This is a genomic window from Streptomyces sp. SID13666 (assembly GCF_010548325.1).
GTDB classification, from domain to species: Bacteria; Actinomycetota; Actinomycetes; order Streptomycetales; family Streptomycetaceae; genus Actinacidiphila; species Actinacidiphila fildesensis.
On the sequence record NZ_JAAGLX010000161.1, the window covers coordinates 1 to 554 of the forward strand.

Below are 554 nucleotides of genomic sequence, written 5' to 3' on the forward strand. Positions count from 1 at the left end.
CTATGTGGTGCACTTCGACAGCCGCTCTCCGGACGGCACGATCACACTCAACCGGGACAGCAAGGACGGCAAGGGCTTCGGCTGGGACGAGGTCATGACACTGGAGTTCGACCGACTGGGCGCCCAGTACGCGCGCGTGGTGGTCGGCGTCATCATCCAGCAGCGCTCCACGCACCGGACGTTCGTCAGCGTCCGGGGGCCGGGCCTGCGCATTCGCGAGGGCTACACCGTCCTGGCCGAGGACGACTTCGGCGGTGTCCTGGGGGCTACGGCGGCCACGGTCGCGGAGTTCGTGCGCGACGAAGCCGGGTCGTGGGACTTCCACTCCGGCGTCCAGGGCTTCGAGGACGACCCCTCGACGTTCAGCAGGGAGATGGGCCGCACACGTCAGACCTGATCTCTCCCCGAGGGGGAGGGCAGGCAGGGGGTGACGAACGCGAGGGTGGCGGCCAGGGCGTCGAGCACGGCCTTCCGATGGGTGACCGTGCTCGGCGGGCCGTCCCCTCCCGGCGTCAGCAGTCCGCGGTCCACCAGCAGGTAGAGCATGCGCAGTG

The 554-nt window shown here is 69.7% G+C and carries 1 protein-coding gene; it reads left to right on the forward strand.

What is annotated here, in order from left to right:
• The coding region (locus tag G3I60_RS43895; RefSeq protein ID WP_164608570.1) for a TerD family protein at positions 1-397 on the forward strand (397 nt) is incomplete at its 5' end.
• Positions 398-554: the final 157 nt, after the last annotated feature.